This window comes from Chitinophaga sp. W2I13 (assembly GCF_050434005.1).
Lineage (GTDB): Bacteria > Bacteroidota > Bacteroidia > Chitinophagales > Chitinophagaceae > Chitinophaga.
Map to the genome: position 1 here is coordinate 3,256,900 of NZ_JBNPWD010000001.1, position 18,233 is coordinate 3,275,132.

Annotated in this window: 14 protein-coding genes; 11 read left to right on the plus strand and 3 right to left on the minus strand. The window is 46.7% G+C overall.

What is annotated here, in order from left to right:
- Position 1: 1 nt before the first annotated feature.
- From QFZ48_RS13430 to QFZ48_RS13455, 6 genes are all read left to right on the plus strand, one after another.
- Positions 2 to 1,036, plus strand: a complete 1,035-nt coding sequence (locus tag QFZ48_RS13430; protein WP_429042217.1) for an NAD(P)/FAD-dependent oxidoreductase — start codon at positions 2 to 4, stop codon at positions 1,034 to 1,036.
- Positions 1,037 to 1,180: 144 nt separating this feature from the next.
- Positions 1,181 to 2,932 carry an aspartate--tRNA ligase gene (aspS, locus tag QFZ48_RS13435; protein WP_429062604.1) on the plus strand — a complete coding sequence of 584 codons (1,752 nt, stop codon included), beginning with the start codon at positions 1,181 to 1,183 and terminating at the stop codon, positions 2,930 to 2,932.
- Positions 2,933 to 3,226: 294 nt separating this feature from the next.
- Entirely contained in the window at positions 3,227 to 3,802 is a 576-nt protein-coding gene (locus QFZ48_RS13440) for a glucosaminidase domain-containing protein (RefSeq protein ID WP_429042212.1), read from the plus strand.
- Positions 3,803 to 3,822: 20 nt separating this feature from the next.
- Positions 3,823 to 5,223, plus strand: a complete 1,401-nt coding sequence (locus QFZ48_RS13445; RefSeq protein WP_429042209.1) for a hypothetical protein — start codon at positions 3,823 to 3,825, stop codon at positions 5,221 to 5,223.
- On the plus strand, positions 5,195 to 6,481 hold the full coding sequence (locus QFZ48_RS13450) for a GDSL-type esterase/lipase family protein (protein WP_429062606.1): 1,287 nt from the start codon (positions 5,195 to 5,197) through the stop codon (positions 6,479 to 6,481). Before QFZ48_RS13445 ends, QFZ48_RS13450 begins: the two co-directional genes overlap by 29 nt.
- The gene (locus tag QFZ48_RS13455; RefSeq protein ID WP_429062608.1) at positions 6,468 to 7,952 is read left to right on the plus strand and encodes an MBOAT family O-acyltransferase; all 1,485 of its coding nucleotides are present in this window, start codon (positions 6,468 to 6,470) and stop codon (positions 7,950 to 7,952) included. The genes QFZ48_RS13450 and QFZ48_RS13455 overlap by 14 nt, the downstream gene beginning before the upstream one ends.
- 6 nt (positions 7,953 to 7,958) lie before the next feature.
- Here the strand turns inward: QFZ48_RS13455 and QFZ48_RS13460 are convergent, their stop codons facing one another.
- Positions 7,959 to 8,879, minus strand: coding sequence for a helix-turn-helix transcriptional regulator (locus QFZ48_RS13460; protein ID WP_429062610.1), 921 nt, complete (start codon positions 8,877 to 8,879; stop codon positions 7,959 to 7,961).
- Positions 8,880 to 9,051: 172 nt separating this feature from the next.
- Here QFZ48_RS13460 and QFZ48_RS13465 point away from each other — a divergent pair, with 172 nt between their 5' ends.
- Complete coding sequence (locus QFZ48_RS13465; RefSeq protein ID WP_429042193.1) at positions 9,052 to 10,380, plus strand: porin; 1,329 nt, start codon at positions 9,052 to 9,054, stop codon at positions 10,378 to 10,380.
- 5 nt (positions 10,381 to 10,385) lie between these two features.
- Here QFZ48_RS13465 and QFZ48_RS13470 read toward each other — a convergent pair whose 3' ends face one another.
- Together QFZ48_RS13470 and QFZ48_RS13475 are read right to left on the minus strand one after the other, a co-directional pair.
- A complete protein-coding gene (locus tag QFZ48_RS13470; protein WP_168771500.1) occupies positions 10,386 to 11,435 on the minus strand; it encodes a sensor histidine kinase in 1,050 nt (349 codons plus the stop codon).
- Between the two features lie 173 nt (positions 11,436 to 11,608).
- Positions 11,609 to 12,292: a response regulator transcription factor gene (locus QFZ48_RS13475; RefSeq protein WP_079471020.1), complete on the minus strand. Its 684-nt coding sequence runs from the start codon at positions 12,290 to 12,292 to the stop codon at positions 11,609 to 11,611.
- Between the two features lie 379 nt (positions 12,293 to 12,671).
- On the opposite strand from QFZ48_RS13475, the gene QFZ48_RS13480 reads away from it, so the two are divergent.
- The 4 genes from QFZ48_RS13480 (at position 12,672) to atpB (ending at position 18,152) form a co-directional block, all read left to right on the plus strand.
- A complete protein-coding gene (locus QFZ48_RS13480; RefSeq protein WP_429042189.1) occupies positions 12,672 to 14,870 on the plus strand; it encodes a hypothetical protein in 2,199 nt (732 codons plus the stop codon).
- A 133-nt stretch (positions 14,871 to 15,003) separates the two neighbouring features.
- Entirely contained in the window at positions 15,004 to 15,603 is a 600-nt protein-coding gene (locus QFZ48_RS13485; RefSeq protein ID WP_429062612.1) for an ABC transporter transmembrane domain-containing protein, read from the plus strand.
- A gap of 4 nt (positions 15,604 to 15,607) precedes the next feature.
- The gene (locus tag QFZ48_RS13490; protein ID WP_429062614.1) at positions 15,608 to 16,765 is read left to right on the plus strand and encodes an ABC transporter ATP-binding protein; all 1,158 of its coding nucleotides are present in this window, start codon (positions 15,608 to 15,610) and stop codon (positions 16,763 to 16,765) included.
- Between the two features lie 238 nt (positions 16,766 to 17,003).
- Positions 17,004 to 18,152 carry a F0F1 ATP synthase subunit A gene (atpB, locus tag QFZ48_RS13495; protein WP_370908418.1) on the plus strand — a complete coding sequence of 383 codons (1,149 nt, stop codon included), beginning with the start codon at positions 17,004 to 17,006 and terminating at the stop codon, positions 18,150 to 18,152.
- Positions 18,153 to 18,233 lie beyond the last annotated feature (81 nt).

The following is an 18,233-nucleotide window of genomic DNA, read 5'->3' on the forward strand; positions in this document are numbered from 1 at the left end:
TATGAGGAAAGCAGATTACCTTATCATAGGGCAGGGAATTGCGGGAACCATGTTAAGCTGGTTCCTCTTGCAGGCAGGGAAAAAAGTAATTGTTATTGATGATGCAAAGCCAAACAGCGCTTCCAGGGTAGCTGCCGGGATCATGAACCCGGTATCGGGCCGCAGGTTTGAACCGGCCTGGATGTATGATACCATTTATCCTTTCGCAAAAGCCACGTACACAGCGTTGTCGGATCTGCTGCAGGTGCCGGTTTTCACGGAACGTCAGCTGTGGACGGTTTTCCCTTCGCTGCAAATGCGGGAAGCTTTCCTAAACAAAACTACCGGCAATGAATATACGGAGCTGCCAGCGGCACTGAAATATGAAGCCTTCCTGGATCAGCCCCATGGTGCAGCCATTGTACATGGCGCTACGGTGAACCTCCGTGCATTGTTGCCGGCTTACCGGCAGTATTTAAAGGCACAGGAGGCGCTGCTGGAAACTCACCTGGATGTGGCGGACCTGGAAATTACGGAAGATGGGGTTACCTATAGAGATATTGCCGCCGCCAAAGTTATCTTCTGCGATGGAGTAGGTACTACCGGGCTTTCTTTTTTTAAGGAGATAAAATTTTTACCCAATAAGGGAGAAGTATTACTGGTGAAGATACCTGGGCTGGAAACCGGGGACATTATAAAGAAAGGCATTACGCTGGTACCGCAGGACAATGGATTGTTCTGGGCGGGGTCTTCTTTCGTATGGGATTACGAGGATGACCACCCAACGGCAAAGCAGCGGGAAGTGCTGGAAAAAAGCCTCGCACAGCTGCTGAAGGTCCCTTATGAAATAGTGGACCAGTTATCGTCGGTGCGGCCATCGGGAAACGACCGGCGACCAATAGCGGGTTTTCACCCTGCGTTACCGTCTGTGGGCTTATTTAACGGGCTAGGCACAAAGGGATGCTCGCTGGCGCCTTTTATGGCGGCGCATTTCAGGGATGTGCTTGTTGCTGATGCGCCACTGATGCCGGAAATAGACCTCGTACGATATTTTTAACATACATCGGGCATAAAATGCCCGATCCAAACCGTATCTTTGCCCCCCTTATGGGTATAAGTGAACAACTGGATAGTGGTCGCCAATTGATGATTACTTATCCCGTAATTCAACCATAAAACTAACTAAATCAACTATTTACGCATGTATAGGACGCACACTTGCGGGGAATTACGAATGGAACAGGTGGGCCAGGAAGTAACTTTGGCCGGATGGATACAGACAGTAAGAAAGTTTGGCAGCATCAATTTTTTTGACCTGCGGGACCGTTATGGTATTACTCAACTGCTGTTCGGTGAAAGCCTGAACGCAAAACTGGATGCACAGCCACTTGGCCGTGAATTTGTGATCCAGGTAAAAGGTACCGTAACCGAGCGCTCCAGTAAAAATAAAAACATTCCCACTGGTGATATTGAAATCACCGTGAGCGATTTTACCATCCTCAATGCGGCTAAAACACCGCCGTTTACTTTGCAGGATGATACCGACGGAGGTGATGAGCTGCGGATGAAATACCGCTTCCTCGATCTGCGCCGTAACATCGTAAGACAAAACCTGGAACTGCGCTACCAGGTAGGACGTGCTGCACGTAACTACCTGCACACTGCTGGTTTTATGGATATAGAAACGCCTTTCCTGATCAAATCTACCCCGGAAGGCGCCCGCGATTTCGTAGTACCGAGCCGCATGAACGCCAATGAGTTCTATGCACTGCCACAGTCGCCGCAAACCTTTAAGCAACTGCTGATGGTGAGTGGATACGATCGCTACTACCAGATCGTGAAATGCTTCAGGGATGAGGATCTGCGTGCAGATCGCCAGCCGGAGTTCACACAGATCGACTGTGAAATGAGCTTTGTGGACCAGGAAGATATCCTGGCTACCTTTGAGCATATGCTGAAGCATATCTTCAGGGAAATAAAAGGAATCGAATTCCCGGATGCTTTCCCAAGGATGACATTCGATGATGCCATGGAATATTATGGTAACGATAAACCGGATATCCGCTTTGAAATGAAGCTGGTAAACCTGAACGATACGGCTAAGGATAAAGGCTTTAAAGTATTTGACGACGCGGAACTGGTGGTAGCGATTGCAGCTAAAGGTTGTGCCGAGTACACCCGCAAACAGCTGGATGAACTGACCGACTGGGTAAAACGCCCGCAGATAGGCATGAGCGGGCTCATCTATGTCCGTTATAACGCGGATGGTACATTGAAGAGCTCTGTGGATAAGTTTTTTGACGAAGAACAACTGAAATTATGGGCGCAAAAATGTCAGGCGCAACCCGGAGACCTTATCCTGGTGCTGGCTGGCAAGGAGGAGCGTACCCGTAAAGCAGCCAGCGAACTCCGCCTGGAAATGGGTGAACGCCTCGGTTTACGCAACAAAAACGACTTTAAACCGTTGTGGGTAATAGACTTTCCGTTATTTGAATACGCCGAAGAGGAAAACCGCTGGGTGGCCCGTCACCATCCGTTTACATCACCAAAGCCGGAACATATCTCGCTGATGGATGATCCTTCACAATACGCTAAAATTAAGGCTAACGCCTACGATATAGTTTTAAATGGCACAGAAGTAGGTGGTGGCTCCATCCGTATTTTCCAGCGCGACCTGCAGCAGAAAATGTTTGCAGCTCTGGGAATGAGCCGGGAAGAGGCAGAACATAAATTTGGCTTCCTGTTAGGCGCCTTTGAATATGGCGCACCGCCGCATGGAGGCATCGCTTTCGGATTCGACCGCCTCTGTTCGCTGCTGGGTGGCAGTGAAAGTATCCGTGACTTTATCGCCTTCCCGAAGAATAATTCCGGACGCGATGTAATGCTGGATGCGCCTGCTGCGATAGACCAGGTACAGCTTAACGAATTGAAGATCAGCCTGGTAAAGCAATAAGGCACTGATTAAATGGCAGAAGCTGCTATTGCCGGCATGGTCTTTGCAAAAGAGAATGCTTTTTGTCGCTAAAATCCCCTTTGATATGGCCAACTGCTGCATCAAAGGGGATTGACACAAATATGAGGTACAATTTTTTTTAACAAGAGATTAACGGGTTAGATAAGAAAAAGAGAACGACGTATTATTTAAATTTTTAAAGTAATATTGCGGTGTGATCATCGTTGATATGTGAGGTAAGAAATGATGCTGAAAACAAAGAAGGAACTATCACCTGTATCAAAAAATACTACCATGAGAATTTCAACATTCTTTAAGAGGACAGTATGGTTATGTGCGGTGTTATTATTGCTAATGCTCAGCAATGTTGGGTTTGCACAACAATCCACAAACAGTTATTTAAAGAAATTTAAACCGGTTTCTGTAGAATTAATGCAGGAAACTGGTATTCCGGCAAGCGTTATCCTCGGAATAGCGATGCTGGAATCAGGCACCGGAACAAGTAGAAACGCAAAGTTGTTGCACAACCATTTTGGAATTGTAGGGAAAAATAGCATTTCCAAGGCAAAACCAGGAGCACGGTCCGTGTACAAACAATATGTGTCAGACATGGCTTCCTATGAGCATTTTGTGGAAGTACTGGCACGCAAAAAGTGGTTCGGCGAAATGAAGGGAAACCCCGAATTTACACTGTGGCTCAAGAAAATGAACCATAGCGGTTATTCATCTGCCGGCCATGAATGGATCAGACGAGTGACAAATATTATTAACCGCTATAAATTGTATAAGCTGGACGCAGGTATGGATAGCGTGGCAACGGAATCAGAAAAATGGTTAACCGTAGGCATGCCGGCAGCAGGCGATCAGTGATGTGCAACAGATCATAAACTATGTCCGGCAAAAATAAGTCTGCCTATCCGTTCTATATTATTCTTGGAACTTTAGTTTGCGTAGTAGGGCTGTCACAGCTCAATTACACCTTTTCATACAAAGACTTTCAATTCCGGAAGCTGGATATGTTGTCAGATCTGAGAACAAATGCTACTTCCCCGGACCAACAAAAGCTTACTGCAGCCGGCAACGACAGCAGTAAGCTTTCTGGTTTAGACAGCACCGGCGCTAATCCGCATGTGCCTAATCCGGATCATACCCACGACTTTATGTCGTATACCGGTATCATGGAATACGCTTCCCCCGTACCTGGCGACTCCATTGTAGGAATGAAACAATTCCTCGCTGCCCTCAAAGAACTGAAAGCCGGTAAACGCCGCAAAGTAAGGATCGCCTATTTCGGCGATTCCATGATTGAAGGCGACCTGATTACCGGCGACCTGCGCGACAGCTTGCAACATTACTTCGGCGGCGGCGGCGTGGGGTTTGTTCCCGTAACCTCTGTGGTAGCATCTTTCAGAACTACCATTACACATACCTTTTCAACCGACTGGAAAGATTATCACTACAAGAATTCACCACCATCCAACGTTACCCTGGGTTTATCGGGGCATACCTTTTATCCGGGCGGAAACAGCTGGGTGAAGTATTCTCCTGTGAAAAAACCGTTGCTCGACAAATTCCGGGAGGTCTCCATACTGTACGGCCCTGCTGAAGCCGGCGCGGTTACTATTAACGACAAAGCCTACACGCTTTCTGGTGCAGCACCGGTGAATCGGCTGGACCTGCAACAGGATACCGGCGCTACTTCGGTAACGCTCCGCAACGCCGGAAGCGCTATGCCTTTTTATGGCGTTTGTTTTGAAAACGGGGATGGTGTTTATGTGGATAATTATTCGTTCAGAGGTATCAGCGGCGTGGAACTGGGCCGCTTGTCCGCCAGTATGGTCCGCCGCATGCAGCAGGAACGTCCTTACGACCTGGTAGTAATGCATTACGGCGCCAATGTATTGTTCCGCCCGGAGCTCACTGACTACAGCTGGTATGAGCGACCGATGAAGAAAGTAATGGACTCACTTCGCCAGGACCTGCCGGCAACTTCATTCCTGATCATTGGTACTGCCGATAAATCTTACAGAAAAGCTGATAAATATATTACCGCACCCGGTGTGGAAGCATTGCTGAAAGTACAGCATAACCTGGCCGCCGGTCATGGTACAGCCTACTGGAACCTTTTTGCCGCTATGGGCGGAGAAGGCGCCATGGTAAAGTGGGTAGAGGGAGACACGGTGATGGCCAACAAGGACTATACACACTTTAACAGGACGGGAGCAGCCAAAGTAGGATCGCTGCTTTACAAAGCTATTATGAATGAATACAGTCAGGCACAACAACCTTAGCACAAAATGGGTGGCAGTGCTTTTACTGATACTCAGCGGGTTTAGAACTTATGCGCAACAATCAGCAGATGCCGGGGCTATCCAGCAGGACACTGCCTTGTACAATGTATTTTCCCTGCTCCATGAGGCAGATAGTAACGTGATATCCATTCTGCATCTGGGCGATTCCCACGTGCAGGCAGGATTTTTTTCACTAACGGTGGCGTCCCTGTTGCAGAACCAGTTTGGTTATGCGGGCAGGGGATTTGTTTTTCCATATAACCTGGCCGGCACCAATGGCCCAGAGGATTTCAAGTGGAACAGCACTGCGAGATGGGCATCGGAGCGGGTGGTAGACCGCAATAAATCTGATGTGCTGGGTCCTGGCGCTATTACCATTATTTCCCAGAACGATGCGCCTACCTTGTCTTTCTCCGGCAAAACGGACGGATCTATGGACAATAACTTCCGTAAAGTAACCCTGCTGTATGATGCCGGAAATACCAACAACACATTGGTAGTACCGGATGCTACTGTAACGGTAACGCCTGCACCTTTTCCCGGCTCTTCCACTCTAAGCAAAGCCACCCTCGATTTTTTACAAACGTCGCAATCTTTCCAGGCAAGATGGGAAGGCACGGGGAGCGGTCCTTTCCGGTTTTATGGCGCCATTATGGAAAACAGCCGCAACGGAGTGCTGTATCACAGCGTTGGCATCAACGGTGCGATGTTTCAACATTACAACGAAATCAGCAACATCCTGGTGGCACAAATGGCCGTGCTGAAACCAAAACTGGTCATCATTTCCCTGGGTACCAATGAAGCCTATGGCGGCAGAATGGACCCGCTGGCCTTCAGGGATGAAATAGATAAAACGGTAACACTCATCCGCGAACAAGATCCTTCCGTAAATATCCTGCTGACCACACCACCGGATTGTATGCGCGCAGTGCGGAAAGCCACCCGGAAGAAAATAGGCAAAAAGAAATACAGAACAATATATCATACCGCGTATTATCCCAATCCATATATCTCTATGGTGACGCAGCAAATCATGGGCTATGCCCGTCAACATGGTATTGCCTGCTGGAATTTTAATGCGATGAATAAAGCACAGAAAGGTAGATTTGCAGGAACATGGGCGCCCGACCATATTCATTTTAATGCACGGGGATATCAGTTACAGGGACAACTATTGTATGAAGCCCTGCAACGTTCTTATACACATTATCTACAGCAAACAAAGAAAAATCCAGTAACCTCCGATGATCGACATTAATAAACTGTTATACGAACTGTCGTACCATGAGTCAGACCCGGTCCTTTTTAACAGTGGGTTCTTCTTTTATTATTTTGCGCTATTCCTGATGTGTTACCTGCTGGTAAGCAGGAGTAAAACCGCAAGGGTATGGGTGTATACAGTATTCTCGCTTTACTTCTTTTATAAAGCCTGCGGCTATTATGTAGGACTGGTCATACTTTCAGCGATTGTGGATTTTAATTTGTCGAGATGGATCCATGAAAGCCCCGACAAAAAAGTGAAGAAATCGTTGCTCATACTGAGCATCTTTTTGAATATAGGGTTGCTGTTTTATTTCAAATACACCAACTTCTTTATAGGGATGATCAACGACGTTACAGCGGGGCATATTTCCACGCTGAAGCTGATCCTGCCCATTGGTATCTCCTTTTATACTTTCGAGAACCTGAGCTATACCATAGATGTTTACCGGGATGAAATTAAGCCGGTGGATAATTTCATGGATTATCTTTTCTTCCTGTCTTTCTTCCCGAAACTGATGATGGGGCCTATTGTGCGTGCGGCAGATTTTATCCCGCAGATCTCTATGCCTTACCGTCTCAGTTCTGAAGACATTGGCAAGGGGATGTACCTGATCATGGGGGGATTGTTCAAAAAGATTGTGATCTCAGATTTCATTTACCAGAACTTCGTACAATACATATTTGATGATCCCAGCAAGCATACGGGTTTGGAATGTTTGATAGGTGTGTATGGTTATGCGCTGGTGATTTATTGCGACTTCTCCGGTTATTCCGATATGGCGCTGGGTATTGCCCGGTGGACCGGCTTTAAGATTCCGCCTAACTTCGATTCTCCTTACCAGAGTTCTTCCATTACAGAGTTCTGGCGCCGCTGGCATATCTCGCTGTCCAGCTGGTTGAGAGACTACCTGTATATACCACTGGGTGGTAACCGCAAAGGCAGGGTGCGCCAGTATGTTAACCTGGCGTTGACGATGCTGATTGGTGGCTTCTGGCATGGCGCCAGCTGGAACTTCATTTTCTGGGGGGCGATGCACGGCGGTGCGCTGGCACTGGATAAAGTGCGTATCGACTATCTGAAGAAAAGTAAAACAGTGATCACCGGATGGAAAGCCAGTTTCCTGAAGGTTATGGGAGTGCTCATCACGTTCCACTTTGTGTGTTTCTGCTGGGTGTTCTTTAAGGCATCTACCTTCCACGATGCATGGTCGCTGATCCACCAGGTGGTATACGACTTCCAGCCTGAAATTGCCCTGGAGTTATACAATGGTTATACCGCTGTATTCTGGGTAATGGTACTGGGCTTCATCCTGCACTTCCTGCCTTCAAAAGTGGAATTTTCTGTAGAGAAAATACTGGGACGCATCCCTGTAGCCGGGAGCATAGCTATCATGGTAGCTTTCATCTGGTTGCTGGTGCAGGTGAAAAGCACGCAACCTATGATCCCGATTTACTTCCAGTTTTAATATGATTTATCTTTTTTGCCAGGGGATGTAGATTTCAGATTCGTTTTCGCCGGTGAGTGAAATAAAGAAATGGTTACCGCTCATTTTGAAATATCCTGCCCGGCAGCTGTTGTTAATGAACTCGTACATGGGCAACCCTGCGGCTGCAAAGCTCATGGGCACCGGTAGCTTTTTGTAGTTGCCTGCCGGAACACGTTTCGTAAAAAGACTGAAGGGCTCCTGGAATGAACTCCGTACCTGGTTATGCGCTTTATCGTATTCATTTTGCAGGGGAATCATAATACCTACATACATCAACATCCTTGAATAGTCGGTAACAGGTACGATATCCAGTGTGCCGGTGATGATCATGGCGCCGGGCAGTTCCAGGGAAGTTTTAATAGCATACAGCTGCTTTTGGTAGTTGCCGAGGTAGTCCACCATTGTTTTCACCGGATCGCCGGTCCGTGGGAGGATATTATAATACAGCTGGTAATCCTGCAGTTTTATGTCCTCGGTCCGGTCCGGGGTGAAAATAACATGCTGCGGATCATCATGCGGAGTAGAAGCAATTTTTGTGCGTGCCAGGGTATTCTTTTCATTTATCAGGTAAAGCCTGTTGCGGAAGCTGATGGGCGCTTCGTCAAAGAATTCCCGGAAAGCTTTGGTAAAGCTGGATTGCGTGTATCCGCACAATTCACTGATCATTCCTACACTGTAATCGCTGTGACGCAGGTACCCTGCGCCCGCTTCCAATCTTCTTAGCTTAGTAAAATGGATATAAGACATCCCATACATTTCTACAAACTTGTGCGAGAAGTTGCCAACAGATTCGCTGATCAGCGCAGCTACTTCTTTCAATCCGCGATCCCCCTGCGGATCGTCATGGGAAAGGGCAATCGCCTGTTGTATTTTCTTCTCCCAATGGTTAAAAGTTGATGTTTTCATGGACGCATATTTTTGGAGTAAACTAATTTACACGAAAGTCTGCCGGCAGCAGGTGAGCCGGCCGGAACGGGAGCGGATTAACGAGCTATTAACGATTTAAGCCCTTCCGGTTTAAACAACTGGATTAAATAAAGGCTAATTCTATACTTTTGCGCAATAATTTCAGAACCTGATGCGCACTGCCAGAATTATTCCGATCGTTATTTTGATGTTATGTTTCACGGGAACTGCCCGTGCGCAATTCCTGATGGATATGATAGACACTACCACTGAAATGGGAAAGGGGATGATATCCATGTACATGAAGTACGATGCACTGCGTTTTAGCGGCTATATCCAGCCCGAATTCCAGATGGCGCAGTCGAGGGGTGCCCAGGGGTATGCGGCGGGAAATTTCCCCGCGGCAGTGGATAATCGCTTTACCCTGCGACGGGGGCGTATCCGGGTGGATTATGAGCGCTACAACAAACAGGATATGCCGGTAGTGCAGTTTGCTTTCCAGTTTGATGGAACAGAGCGGGGAGTGAACATCCGTGATTTCTATGGTCGTTTTTTTGAGACGAAATTCAATTTATTCTCGCTGGTGGGAGGGATGTTTGCCCGTCCTTTTGGTTATGAGGTGAACCTGTCATCGGCGGATCGTGAAACCCCTGAGCGTGGGCGGATGTCACAGATCCTGATGAGAACGGAGCGCGATCTTGGCGCCATGATATCTTTTGAACCCCGCCGCAAGGATCATCCGCTGCGCTTCCTGAAAATAGATGCGGGTGCTTTCAACGGGCAGGGGCTTACAGCTACCACTGATTTCGACAGTCATAAAGACTTTATAGGCCGCATATCTATTAAGCCACGGAAAATAAAGGGCACCAAAAGCCAGTTATCGGGCGGTGCATCTGTACTGTACGGCGGCATGCAGCAGTTTACAAAACAGATCCATACCATGGGTACCGCCAATGGGCAGCCCGTCTTTACAGTGGATTCGTCCGTATCCAATGTAGGAAAAATTGCGCCCCGGCATTACTACGGCGCAGATGTGCAATGGAAAATTTCCAACGGGGAAGGGAAGGGATTCACCCAGTTCCGGGCGGAGTATCTCCGCGGACGGCAAACAGCTACTGCACTTACCACGGAAACGCCGGGCGTTATACCGGTTGGACCGGAAGGAAGACTGCTGCCCCTTTATATCCGCAATTTCGACGGGGCCTATCTCTATTATATTCAAAACCTCGGCAACGCAAAACACCAGGCCGTATTGAAGTATGACTGGTACGATCCCAATACAAAAGTAAAAGGTAAAGATATCGGCGCTCCGGGCGCAGGACTCACCCCCGCGGATATACGCTACAATACCGTAGGCATCGGCTACCTGTATTATGCAAACGAACACCTGAAGTTCATGGTGTATTACGATTGGGTGACCAACGAAAGCACTGAACTGGAAGGGTACAGGGACGACCTAAAGGATAATGTGCTTACCTGCAGGATGCAATACCGTTTCTGATTATTTTATTCTCTTCCGGATTCCATGGTAAATCCAAACGTACTGCCTATTTCAGGTTTGCTGCGTACGGTAATGGACTGGTCGTGGGCTTCCACAATGTGTTTTACGATGGCAAGACCAAGCCCGGTGCCGCCAATATCGCGGCTGCGCGCCCTGTCGGTACGGTAAAACCGCTCAAATACACGCGGCAGGTGTTCTTCCGCCATCCCGATGCCATCATCGGAAATTTCTATCAGCACCCTCTTTCCATCCATGCTGTAAACGCTGGCAATGGTATGTCCGTCGGGTTTGCCATATTTTATGGAGTTATCTACCAGGTTAATGAGTACCTGGCGGATCTTTTCTTTATCGGCGTATACCGGCTGCGGCGCTTCACAGCCCTTTTTGATACTGAACTTAATGCCTTTGGTATTGGCTTTCAGCGACAGGGTATCAAATACATCTTTGATCAGGTCCTGGATCACAAATACTTCTGCGTTCACGGTCATTTCGCCGCTTTCCAGCTTGGATATTTCGTCCAGGTCGTCGATCAGCCGGCAAAGGCGGTCGATGTTCTTGGTGGCGTTTTTCAGGAACAGCTTATTTACATTGGGATCTTCCAATGCGCCGTCGAGGAGGGTGTGAATATAGCCCTGAACGGCAAAAATAGGCGTTTTGAGCTCATGGGAAAGGTTCAGCAGGAACTCCTTACGGAACTCTTCATTCCGGCGCAGGTTGTCCAGTTCTTCTTTTTTCTGGCTGGCCCATTTTTCCACATCTTCACTTACTTCTTCAATGGTTTTCAGGGGAAGAATATTCTTTTGGAAAAACTCCTCTCTCTTGGACGCTTTTGTTTGGTAGATGAATTTATAGATCAGCTTTATCTTCCTGTAAATAAAATTCTGCAGGGTATAAAGATAGAGGTAATAGGATACCAGGAAAGTCAGCACAAAGGCTCCCACTACTACTTTCCAATTGCCATCTATCACCAGGCTGCCCAATGCGATGACGGCTGATATCACAAGGGCTGTAAATCCCGCTAACTTCTGGGGGGACAGGTTTTTTGCTTTAAACATACTCCAAAGTGAGTAATTAAGGTAATAATGGGAAATTACTTTAAATTTTTTACTTGACAACAGTAATGGCTTTTGACCGCCAGCATTCAGCTGCCGGAGAACAATGTTTGGTGGGATCTGGACAGGCTGCCGGCACTGAAAGGCCAACAGCCAAAGGCTAACAGGGCGGATGACTACATCTCAAATTTATAGCCAACGCCTTTTACGGTAGTGATCAGGTCGATGCCTATTTTCTGGCGTATTTTGCGGATATGCACATCGATGGTACGGTCGCCTACAATCACTTCGGTACCCCATACCTGGTTAAGGATTTCGTTGCGCAGGAATACACGGCCGGGTTTAGATGCCAGCAACTGCAGCAATTCAAATTCTTTTTTTGCCAGGATGATTTCCTGTCCTTTGTAAGTAACCGTGAATTTTTCCCGGTCGATGATCAGGTCGCCCAGTGTTACGCGGGTTTCCTCGGGTTTGTGCAAACGGCGGAAAAGCGCGTTGATGCGGCTTACCAGCAATTTGGGTTTAATGGGCTTGGCGATGTAATCGTCGGCTCCCATGTTCAATCCGTCTACTTCGGATTTCTCATCGTTGAGCGCAGTTAAAAACAATACCATTGTATCTTTGAACTCAGGGATTTTCCTGATTTCGCGGCAGGTATCAATCCCGTTCTTGTTCGGCATCATGATATCCAGCATAATCAGATCCGGTCTGAATATTTTTGCTTTCTGGATAGCCTCGCTGCCGTCTTTCGCCGTTACGGTATCGTAACCCGCTGTTTTGAGATTGTAACTGATGATTTCGAGAATATCCAATTCGTCATCTACTACCAGAATTTTTCCTGCAACCGCTTGGTCTATCATAAATTTTGCTTTTAAAAAGACGGGACAAAATTATAAAGCCATCTCCGTGATTAATGGAAAATTAACATTATGAAATTGTTAATTCAATATCAGACTGGTTTTCCGCGCTCCACGGCAAGGTACGTCAAATAACAATGCTGCATTAATATGTCAATTATCCGCCATCCATAGGAAGGTGATTATGATCATGCTGAACAACGGCCTTCTTTTTCGTGTTTATTTTAAATCAGATGTTGGTCATGGATAACAGTTTTAGTTATAGATAGAATAATTAAGATATATTTCCCGCTAAAAAACAAAAGATAGCAACGAAGTGCTGGCAAACTCTGTATTTGGTTGTAAATTTGCTATCTGGTCCTTGCGAAAAGATCCATTTAGTATGAGAAGATTTTTATTAATAGTGACGCTGACGGTCCTGGCAGTCAGCCAAATACAGGCACAAAGCAGCCACCATCCGATTCCAATCAGCAGACAGGGATTTCATGATAACATCGATAAAGAACAGGCCGCTGCCGCCAAGTTCGATGGTAAAGCAGATGATCTCGTAAAAGTATCTGATGATCAAACCACCAACTTGCAGGTAACCAACGCCCTGATCAAGGAAGTGGACGATATGCAGCAGGAGATAGAGGATAACGATTCACTGGATCACCGGCTGAAAGTAAAATACCTTTCTGCTATCTACGTAACGTTGAAAGATTATAATCAGAAACGGTCGCGCCGTAACATCGATCCGGAAGAAGCGCCTGCTATGATAGCGGCTTTCCGCAATATGATGCGTGCAGATATCAAAGGTCAGAGCATTTTGCCCTACATCAGCAATCTTTCCTTCGAGGCATCCGAAAAGATCATCGAATCCTTCCAGGATAATCCCGGCTACAAAGAAGCCAGGGGACAGGTATTCACTAAATATGCCTTCAATAACCTGGAAACTGTAATGCCTAAGCTGGGAGACTATCTCAACTATCCGGGCACCGATTCCATTGTAGCCGCCGTAGCCCGTAAATACCCCAACCAGGTACTTACCTACGCCACCTCCTATACGCCAATGGCTAATGCCGTCAAGCGTAACCAGGATCCTATTGTACAGCAGATCGTACGCATTGGGCAGTCGTCCCAAAGCACCAAGATATTACCCTTCATAGATGAGCTTCTGGCAGGCACCACTACCGTTGAGAAGCTGGAGGCCGTTGTGGATAACGACTACCAGTATTTCAAGCAAATGGTGAAGTCCAATATCGCCCTGCAGAAGCTGAAAGCTGATGGACAAAACCCATTCGGCCTGAAAGCCATGATGGAAAACATGCAGGCAAAATCATTACTGTATATCCGTACGGTAAACGACCTGCATGAAGAACCTGCCCCAGTGAGGTTTGCCATCGTTAAAAATTTCACACCGGAAGAACTCTACTACCTGATCATCAACGGCCAGGAAGAACTGTATACCTCCAGCTACACCAATCACAGCAACGCGGGTTTATACGACCAGATGATGCTTCGCATGAAACCTCCGCGCGGCGACAGCTTACTGATGGTAGTGAATTTCGACCGCTTCAAAAAGTTTATTGCCATGGCGGCCGGTTTCAATACCCTGGATCATTTCCTGAAATCCATGGCGCCGGAAAATTCCAATTATCTCATGCAGAAATATGTGCAGAACCTGGAAAAAACCGAAGACCTGGAAGATGCGGTAGACGTGGCCAACTCCTTTGGTAGTATCCGCGATGAGAAACTGCTGGAATTCCTCCGTGTAGAAGTAAAGAAGAACCTGAACTATGTAAAAAAACACAGTGATAAACGCGGTACAGTGATTTATCAACTGCTCAGCAGCCTGTTTGAAACGGAGTCAAAATCAGAAAACGATTCTTCCAAAGCCACCGATATGGCTGCCAAGCTCCAGCTGCCGCCTATCAACTACGTTACCTATAACACATTGGAAAGCGACAGTGGCAGGGTATATCAGCAGGTATTTTTTTATGGAGATAAGGACGGGCAGGAATCTTTCGCCAGCTTCATGACTAACTTCCCTTCGTCCGACTGGAAAGTGAGCAAAAATAAATACTGGGCCACCATTACTTCGCTAAAAGGGAAAGCCACTACTATTTATGCGAACCTGCCCACCGATGAACCTGCGGATAAAGAAGCAATATCCAAACTGTCGGAATACCTGGATGAAAACGATATTCACCCTACCATTTTCATTCACCGTGGCCACAGTTATCATATCAATACCACCCTGGAAAACCTCCAGAGCTCCGCTAAGATAGTCGTGCTCGGTTCCTGCGGCGGTTATCATAACCTGGCTACTGTACTGGAAAAGTCACCCGAAGCGCATATCATTTCTTCCAAACAGGTAGGTACCCGGTTTGTAAATGAACCGATCATCCACAGCCTGGAAGATCAGGTACGTTCCGGTAAAAATGTGGATTGGGTGATCATGTGGGCCCAGCTGACAAAGAAATTTGCAGGAGATGCCCGCAACAAGGACCTTTTCAGCGATTATGTACCACCTCATAAAAACCTTGGAGCTATATTCATTAAGGCTTACAAGCAAATTATGAAGGACGAAAAGAAGTAAGTTATTTATCAGCATATTTCCGGAAGGCGCAGGACCCCTGCGCCTTTCTTTTTTTGTATTCCGGTGTTGCCTGCAAACCTCCGGCGTAATTATTTTTTATCGTAGGTTTGTTGAGTAGTTTAAACCTGGCACATTGGAAAATCTTGCGGTAAAGAAAGTATTTGATTTCAGTTTATTACGGCGCATATTCTCATTCGCGGCCCCTTACAAACGATCCTTTTACATCTCCATGATATTAACGGTTGTACTGGCCGCTATTTCCCCGTTGCGCCCGTACCTGATCCAGGTAACGGTAGATAAGTATATAGCGGGGCAGCTGATGCAGATGCTGATCCTGGTGACCATTGTACAGATAGGGTTGTTATTGCTGGAAACAGTGGTCCGCTTCTATTTTTCCTACCTCACCAACTGGCTGGGGCAGTCAGTAGTAAAGGACCTGCGTGTAACTGTCTATAAAAAGATCGTACACCTGAACCTGGCATTTTTCGACAAAACCCCCATTGGTACGCTTACCACCAGGACCATCAATGATATTGAGGCGATCAATGATGTGTTTTCCGAAGGGATTATTTCTATAGTGGCGGATCTGCTGATGATCATCGCCATACTGGCGGTGATGTTTATGGAAGACTGGCGTCTGACGCTCATCAGCCTTTCGCCTTTCCCTATACTGATCTTTGCTACTTATATTTTTAAGGAAAGTGTGAATAAGTCGTTTTTACCGGGTCCGTAATGCGGTGTCGGCGCTCAACGCCTTTGTGCAGGAACACCTTACAGGAATGGTGGTGGTGCAGGCATTTACAGCGGAGAAAAGGGAGTTTGCCCGTTTCAAACATATTAACAAGGAACACCGTAAAGCGAATATTGACGCTATTTTTGCCTATTCTGTTTTCTTCCCGGTTGTGGAAATTATCCTGGCCATTTCATTGGGGTTAATGGTATGGTGGGGCGCTAATAAAGTGCTGAACTACGAGGTTACTCAGGGGGTGATGATCGCTTTTATCATGTACCTGAATATGTTGTTTCGCCCGCTGCGGATGCTGGCAGATAAGTTCAATACGCTGCAGATGGGTATGGTAGCCAGTGAACGGGTGTTTAAGGTAATTGATAACCAGGATTATATCCCGGACAGAGGTCACCAGAGCGCTGAGAAGATGAAAGGCGCCATTACTTTTGATAATGTAAGCTTTGCGTACATAGATGATCGTTATGTGCTGAAGAATATCAGCTTTCATGCAAACCCGGGCGATACAGTGGCCATTGTAGGGCATACCGGGTCCGGTAAAACCACTATTATCAGTATCCTGAACAGGTTGTATGAAATTCAGAAAGGAAGTATTAAGATCGATGATATTGATCTGCCGGCTTACTCCCTGGAGTCGTTACGCAGCAAAATAGGCGTGGTATTGCAGGATGTGTTCCTGTTTGCCGGGTCCATTTATGATAACATTACGTTGCATAACAGCAATATCAGCAGGGCGAAGGTAGAGGAGGCTTCCCGGCTGATCGGGATCCACGATTTCATTATGCAGCTGCCCGGCGGCTATGATTACCAGGTGATGGAGCGGGGAAGCACCCTTTCCCTGGGGCAGCGGCAGCTGATTTCGTTTGTACGGGCTTTGCTGTACGATCCGGCTATCCTGGTGCTGGATGAGGCTACATCTTCTGTGGATACCGAGTCGGAAATGATGATCCAGCAGGCGATCGACAAGCTGATAGCCGACCGTACCGCCATCATCATTGCCCACCGCCTTTCTACGATTAGCAAGGCCGATAAAATTATCGTGCTGGACAAAGGGGAAATTAAGGAGATGGGTACCCACGAAGAGTTACTGAAGCTGGAAGGGTTTTATTTCAAACTGCATAGTATGCAGTTTAATGTGAGTAAGGTATAAGAAGGGCAAAATGAATTAGAAAAATATTAATATGAAATACTTTAACGGGCTGTTGATTTCAACGGCCTTTTTTTATGGAAAAAAACGGGCGTTTTTTAATTACAAGCAACTGGTTATCAGTATAATTACGATATATCTTACTTTTTTTCCGTAGTCGCTTAATTTTGAAGATAAAAACGAGTATCTTTGCGCAAAATTTCAGAAAACGGTGATTTCTTTCAATTGGTTCAAACATAGAATGGTAGCACTTGTGTTGGTTTTAGGCCTTCACAGTTTTAGTAATTTTTCCTTTGCACAGGAAGTTTCCCACCATGAAACGGCAGCAGCTGCACCTCATGAAGGAGAAGAAGGTAAGGGGGGAGAAGAAGGTGAGCCTAAAAAATTTGATGCTAAGGAAGTTATTCTGGGACACGTAAAGGATGCCCACGACTGGCACCTGTTCAGCATTGGAGATAACCATGTAACTGTTCCGTTACCGGTGATCATTTACAATCCTGCACGGGGCACGTCAGTATTTTCGTCTTCTAAATTTGAGCATGGTCATGCAGCGTACGATGGTTACCAGCTGGTAAACGCGCACTACCTGCACGAAAAAGGACTGGATCCGGCCAAATACATGGATGGCAAAGTGATCGCAGTAGACGCCAATGGCAATCCTACAGATGAGCCAATCTATGATTTCTCCATGACGAAGAACATCACTTCCATGATCATTGCCGCCGTATTGCTGGTAATCCTGATGCTGAATGTAGCGAAGGCTTACAGGGTACGTGGTTCCAAGAAAGCCCCTAAAGGTTTCCAGAGCCTGATGGAACCGGTGATCATCTTTATGCGTGATGAAGTGGTAAAGCCTAATATTCCCGGTAAACATGCAGAAAGGTATACGCCTTTTATTCTGACTATATTCTTTTTTATCCTGATAAACAACCTGTTAGGTCTGTTGCCTGGTTCTGCCAACGTAACGGGTAACCTGGCGGTAACGGCAGCACTGGCCATCATCAGCTTTATTGCTACCATGTTCAGCACTAACAAACATTTCTGGGGTCACATTTTCAATCCTCCGGTTCCGTTTGGGGTTAAGTTTATCCTCGCGCCGGTAGAGTTGATCGGCGTATTTACCAAGCCAGTATCACTGATGATCAGGTTATTTGCCAATATCCTGGCAGGTCACATTATCATCCTGAGTATTATATCCCTGGTGTTCATCTTCGGATCTTTAAATAAGGTAGCTGGTTACGGCTTCCTGCCTATCACTGTTCTGTTCAACATTGTAATGATGATGCTGGAATTGCTGGTAGCATTTATCCAGGCGTTCATCTTTGCTAACCTGACAGCCGTATTTATTGGCCAGGCAATGGAAGGTGCGCATGACGAAGCACATCACTAAGCATACGGGAATTAGCTTTTAGCCTTTGCCAAAAGTTAAATGCCAACCGCTTTATTAAATCGAAATTTTTTATAATTCAAA